Origin of the sequence: Bacillus sp. JJ1474, from assembly GCF_036965225.1 — a bacterium.
Lineage (GTDB): Bacteria > Bacillota > Bacilli > Bacillales > Cytobacillaceae > Cytobacillus.
Map to the genome: position 1 here is coordinate 1 of NZ_JBALPC010000299.1, position 6,055 is coordinate 6,055.

General features: G+C 38.0%; 5 protein-coding genes. 1 reads left to right on the forward strand and 4 read right to left on the reverse strand.

The window, feature by feature from the left end:
* Positions 1–140: 140 nt before the first annotated feature.
* The gene (locus V7164_RS24915) at positions 141–314 is read right to left on the reverse strand and encodes a hypothetical protein (RefSeq protein WP_335345389.1); all 174 of its coding nucleotides are present in this window, start codon (positions 312–314) and stop codon (positions 141–143) included.
* 144 nt (positions 315–458) lie between these two features.
* Positions 459–1,256 (reverse strand): VOC family protein, encoded by a 798-nt coding sequence (locus tag V7164_RS24920; protein ID WP_335345388.1) that lies wholly within the window; start codon positions 1,254–1,256, stop codon positions 459–461.
* 194 nt (positions 1,257–1,450) lie between these two features.
* On the opposite strand from V7164_RS24920, the gene sda reads away from it, so the two are divergent.
* Positions 1,451–1,582: a sporulation histidine kinase inhibitor Sda gene (gene sda / locus V7164_RS24925; RefSeq protein ID WP_066287900.1), complete on the forward strand. Its 132-nt coding sequence runs from the start codon at positions 1,451–1,453 to the stop codon at positions 1,580–1,582.
* 92 nt (positions 1,583–1,674) lie between these two features.
* On the opposite strand, the gene odhB is transcribed toward sda, so the two are convergent.
* Positions 1,675–2,937: a 2-oxoglutarate dehydrogenase complex dihydrolipoyllysine-residue succinyltransferase gene (gene odhB / locus V7164_RS24930; RefSeq protein ID WP_335345387.1), complete on the reverse strand. Its 1,263-nt coding sequence runs from the start codon at positions 2,935–2,937 to the stop codon at positions 1,675–1,677.
* Position 2,938: 1 nt separating this feature from the next.
* A complete protein-coding gene (locus V7164_RS24935) occupies positions 2,939–5,779 on the reverse strand; it encodes a 2-oxoglutarate dehydrogenase E1 component (protein WP_335345386.1) in 2,841 nt (946 codons plus the stop codon).
* Between the last annotated feature and the right edge of the window lie 276 nt (positions 5,780–6,055).

The window sequence follows — 6,055 nt, forward strand, 5'->3', positions numbered from 1 at the left end:
TTCATATGATGACCTTCTTTCTAAGAAGATGGCATTAGTTATTTACCACTTTCTCAGCATGTTTCAAACTTTAGGAAGGTCTTTTTATGAAAAAATGTTAAGTAAAACTTTAGACTATTCGGAAGGTCTTATAACATAATCTATACACTGTCATGTGTGCATTGGCATGAAGGAAGATGATGGATGACAGGAAGTCTGCAGAGTTGATTATTAATCCCCCTATTCTTTTTTTCATAATAATAATACGGTTTTTTTCTAAGTTCCTCTTGTTTATATTGTTCCAGCTTTTCAATAACATAAATTTGTTCATACATTTAAATTCTCCTCTCTGCTCTTCTTTAAACCTTATAGTATCTAATTATTGGTAAATTCTCATTGACCATGAGAATGAATCCAAATACAGCTTTAGACTGAGAGAGAAATCGAAAAACGCGTTGTCATTAGACAACGCGCAAGTATTATTGATAGTGTGAACCAAATAAGGAAATTGGCTGAGTCAAAATTTCAGGCACAAGCTGAACTGAAAATGGACGTTCTCCTCGTAATTTTAACGTATTATAGATAATTCCCTTTTCATCTAATGGTTCACAGAAGATAATTTTTGTTGATCCACAGTCAATCGTTGTTTTTTTCGTGGAGGAATCTGAATTGTTTACCGTGTATGTAATAGGAAAATCAAAAAGTCCAGACCATTCCTTAGCAGATTTCTCTCCATTTTTACAGGCAAAACTAATAGATTGAATGCGATGTTTTTCTAATTTCTGATCCATCATCCCAAGGTTCTTAAGTTCATTGAAACGATCCTCATCCTGCTGTTCCCATTCAATGAAAAATGGTAATGGCAAGGTTGACTCTTGATTAAGGAAGAGCATTTTCCATTTAATTGTCGATCCATCCTTCCTTTTCCTGCTCCCTGGAAAAATCGGAAATGTTTTGCACCCCTTTTTTTCAAGCTCTTTTTTTACTGTTAAGATATCTGTTGTACGGAAACAGATTTGCCCAATCCCTTCTTCTCTTTGTAAATCTGATACTAATTGTGTAATAAGAGGATTGTCCGAATTTTGAGCGATTTCTTCGTTTTCAATAGCAAGGAATTCGATATATGAGGTGCTATTATAAAGTAAGCTATTAAATGTTCCCCACTTTTCATGACTTCCCCCCATGACTGCTTGTAAGCCAAGCTTTTGCCATGCCTCAATTGCTTTCTTTGGGTCTCCCTTAATAAAATGAACAATATGGTCAAGTTGCAGTTCCATATTAAACCTCCTTTTCTTTAATTAGTTATTTAATCATACAAGCTCTATATGGTTCATTTCAAATATTACTACTTTAAGTTCATATCATATTCTTTTCATTTTTTTTGAAAATAGGGTTTTCAAAACGGATGGAAACGTTTAAAATGGAATGAATAGAAAGAATATTCAATCCATTTCCTTAGGAGGTAATGCTAATGAAGATTATGAGCAATGAACAGTTGGTCGTCTCTTATCGTGATGCATTAAAGTCTGGTTCAGAGAAAGAATGGGTTTGGATATTGAAAAAGGAAATTATTAAGCGTGGGTTAAAGCCAATTAAGAAGTAAATTTTGATTGATGATTGGGGCGGGAGTTTTTCTCGCCTCTTTTATATGGAAAAAAAGCAGAGTGGCTCTTCTTCCACTCTGCCGAACATATTTTACGCTTCAAAAAGAAGTGATTCAGGGTCTTCAATTAATTCTTTAACACGTTTTAAGAACGTAACGGCTTCTTTTCCATCAACGATTCGATGGTCATATGATAAAGCAATATACATCATTGGACGATTTTCCATTCTTTCAGCATCAATCGCAACTGGACGAAGGTTGATCGCATGCATTCCTAAAATACCGACCTGAGGCCCATTTAGGATTGGAGTAGAAAGCAGTGAACCGAACGTACCGCCATTTGTAATTGTAAAGGTACCGCCTTGAAGATCTTGTAAGCCGAGCTTATTATTTCTTGCTTTTATTGCAAGATCCATAATGTCTTTTTCGATTTCAGCGAAGTTCTTACGGTCTGCATCACGTACAACAGGAACGACTAAACCTTCTTCTGTAGACACAGCCACACCGATGTCATAAAACTTTTTCAAGACAATTTCATCGCCTTGAATTTCAGCATTTAAGAATGGGTTTTTCTTAAGTGCAGCAACGACAGCCTTTGTAAAGAAAGACATAAATCCGAGTTTTACATCATTTTCTTCAAAAAATTTGTCCTTACGTTTTTTACGAAGGTTCATTACATTTGTCATATCTACTTCATTAAATGTCGTAAGCATAGCCGCTGTTTGCTGAACTTCTACAAGTCGATTCGCAATAGTTTGGCGGCGGCGGGTCATTCGGATACGCTCAACCCTTTTTTCTCCATCTTGCTTAATAGGTGCAGGTGCAGCAGCTTTTGGTGCTTGTGCTGGAGCGCTGCTTGCCTGAGCCTGAGGGTTAAAGGTTGAAACATCTTGAGCTCGAACTCTTCCTAGTGGATCTACTGTAGGAACCTGACTTAAATCAATGCCCTTTTCACGCGCCATTTTTCTAGCCGCTGGTGAAGCGATTGGACGCTGTTGGTTTTCGTTAGAAGGAGCCTGCGCAGGAGCACCTGGCTCTGCAGGTTTTGTTTCAGGTACAACAGGTGCTTGTTCTTCTAGAACCGGCGCAGCTGGTTGTGCTTGTTCAGCCCCTGCTTGACCGCTTTCGTCAATAATCGCAATTGTTTCACCAACATTTACATTATCGCCTTCCTGAGCTTTTAATTCTTTTAATACTCCAGTAAAATCAGAAATAATTTCTACATTTACTTTATCTGTTTCTAACTCGACTACGAAATCCCCTTTATTAACGAAATCGCCTGGCTTCCTTAGCCATTGGGCAATGGTTCCCTCTGTTATTGATTCAGCTAGTTCTGGTACTCTGATTTCGGCCACCTTAATTTCCTCCTTCTTGCTTTTGCGTTAATGCTTCTTCAATGATGCGTGCCTGTTCAAGCTTATGAATAATAGGGTCCCCTTCGGATGGGCTAGAACGGCGGCGTCTGCCAACATATGTTACCTCTTTACCTTGTTCAGCAAGCTTTCTCAATCTAGGCTCAACAAAGGTCCATGCCCCCATATTTTTCGGCTCCTCTTGAACCCAGAGAATTTCTTTAAGATTTGGATAACGATTCATAATTTCCTTAAGCGCTTCCATTGGGAACGGATAGATCTCCTCTACACGTACAATATGGAACCAGTCTTGATTCGCTATATTTTTAAGATTTTCAGCTAAATCAATGGCCATTTTACCTGAAGCTAATACTAAGCGCGTCACCTTATCTGTTGCTTTGCCAAGTCCAGGCTGTTCAAGTACAGATTTGAATTCACCTTCACTTAAGTCTTTCGCACTTGATGCAACAAGCTGATGACGGAGAAGACTTTTTGGCGACATAATCACAAGCGGACGGACCTCTTCACGATTTAAAATAGCAGCCTGTCTTCGTAAAATATGAAAATATTGCGCTGATGATGATAAATTTGCCACAGTCCAGTTATTTTCAGCTGCTAAAGTTAAAAATCTTTCTAAACGAGCACTAGAGTGCTCTGGCCCTTGGCCCTCATAGCCATGAGGAAGAAGCATAACAAGACCCGATTTCTGTCCCCATTTAGCACGGCCCGCTGCAATAAATTGATCAAACATTACTTGAGCAGAGTTCGCGAAATCTCCAAATTGGGCTTCCCATAATACTAATGTTTCAGGGGCAAATACGTTATAGCCATATTCAAACCCTAATACCGCCATTTCGGATAATGGACTATTATGAACAGCAAACGATGCTTTAGCCGTTGACATTAAATGCAGGGGAGAATAGGATTTACCGGTTTCGTTATCATGTAAAACGATATTACGGTGAGCAAACGTTCCCCGTTCCGAATCCTGACCTGTTAGCCGGATTGGAGTACCATCAGTTATGATTGAGGCATATGCTAATGTTTCCGCATGCCCCCAATCGATTTTTGCTTCGCCTTCTATTGCATCCAATCTTCTCTTTAAAATCTTGTCGAGTTTATTGAAGACAAGGAAGTTTTCTGGGAAGCCTAAAAGCTCCTGATTTATTTGTTTTAATGCCTCAATTGGGACAGCCGTATCTATTTTTGGCAAGCCCTTTTCAACCATTTCAGGTGGTTCCATATCCTCAATTTCAATTTTTTTATTTGGAACCTTTTCATAGGCGGATTTTAATTTATCGATGATGGCTTCTTCCATTTTCGAAGCTTCATCCTTCGTAACAGCTGCTTGGCTAATAAGCCTTTCTGCATATAAATCCTTTACCGTTACTTCCTGATGGATGATTTTATACATTAATGGATTCGTTGTCATTGGTTCGTCCATTTCATTATGGCCAAATCTGCGATAACCAATTAAATCAATTAAGAAGTCTTTTTGGAATTTCTCTCTGTATTCACATGCTAATCTTGCTGCAGCCACACATGCTTCCGGATCATTAGCATTCACATGTAGAATTGGAATTTCATAGCCCTTAGCTAAATCACTTGAATACCTTGTTGAACGGGAGTCATAGGATTCAGTCGTAAATCCAATCGTATTATTCGCAATAATATGTATAGACCCGCCGGTGTCATACCCTTTCAGCTGACCGAGGTTTAGAGTTTCTGCAACAACTCCCTGACCTGGGAAGGCTGCATCACCATGAATAATAATGGAGAGAGCAGACTGGAAATCTACTTCAGGATATCCTTTTCTTGTCCGATCATCCTGTGCTGCACGGGTATATCCTTCAACAACTGCGCCGACAAATTCTAAATGGCTCGGGTTATTAGCTAGTGTCAGCCTCGCAATAGTTGTATTTTCATCTTTAATTTGCTTATCCAGGCCAAGGTGATATTTTACATCCCCTGTCCATCCATAGCTTATGCCAATGGAACCCTCAGATGGAACAAGCTCTTTATTAGGAGCGTGCTGGAATTCTGCAAAAATCATTTCATATGGCTTTCCAAGAACATGAGCAAGGACATTAAGGCGTCCACGGTGTGCCATCCCAATATTTATCGTTTTAGTCCCATTTGAAACTGATTCAGAAACAATTTCATCAAGTAAAGGAACCATTGAGTCAAGCCCTTCAATGGAAAACCTTTTTTGACCTACAAATGTTCGGTGCAGATACTTTTCAAATTCCTCTACTTCGGTAAGTCTTCTGAGGATTTTGGTTTTTTCTTCAGCATTTAAATTCAGGTTTAATTGATTGGATTCTATCTTTTTTCTTAGCCATTCTTTCTCATTCTCATCATCTACGTGATGAAATTCGAAAGCAATTGTGCCCGTATACACAGATTTCAAATATTCAATAGCATCGAGCCCGTTACGAAGTGGGATCTTTGCCTCTGTACAAATAAGGTTAGCTGGGATTGCTTTTAAGTCCTCTTCCGTTAATCCATATCGGGAAAGTTCGAAAAGGTTTATCTCTCGATCATGATTTTTTAATGGATAAATATCAGCTGCACGGTGGCCGTAGAATCTAATATTATCCGCTAGACGAATAGCCGCTAATGTTTTCTCTAACTGATTAGATGTAACTGCTACATTTGTCTCTGATTTAGGGATATTACTATTCTCTGTAACAGGTGACCCTGTCTCATCGAAATAGGCCCTCATTTCCGGATCAATGGAATCAGGATCTTGCAAATAGTTTTCGTACAACTCAATGACATAGCCAAGGTTAGGACCATAAAACCCTTGATTAAAAGGCCGCTCACCATTCAATGGCTTTTTCATGTAAAAAAACCTCCACCACTATATTTGAAAAGTTTAATATTCATTATTCTTTCCCTAAAAATTGATTAAATGAGTAAATTGGATAAATGTACATATTTAAATAACATTTAAAAGAATAATAATATTTTTAGGGTTCAAATAATTTCCAAAGTAATTTTAACACGTAAAAGTTAGATATTCAAAGGTTTTAAACATGGATATAGTAGAATATATTCGCATCTATAAATCTTATTTTAATAAAATATTTACCATTTTTTTCTGATATAGGCTAATTGC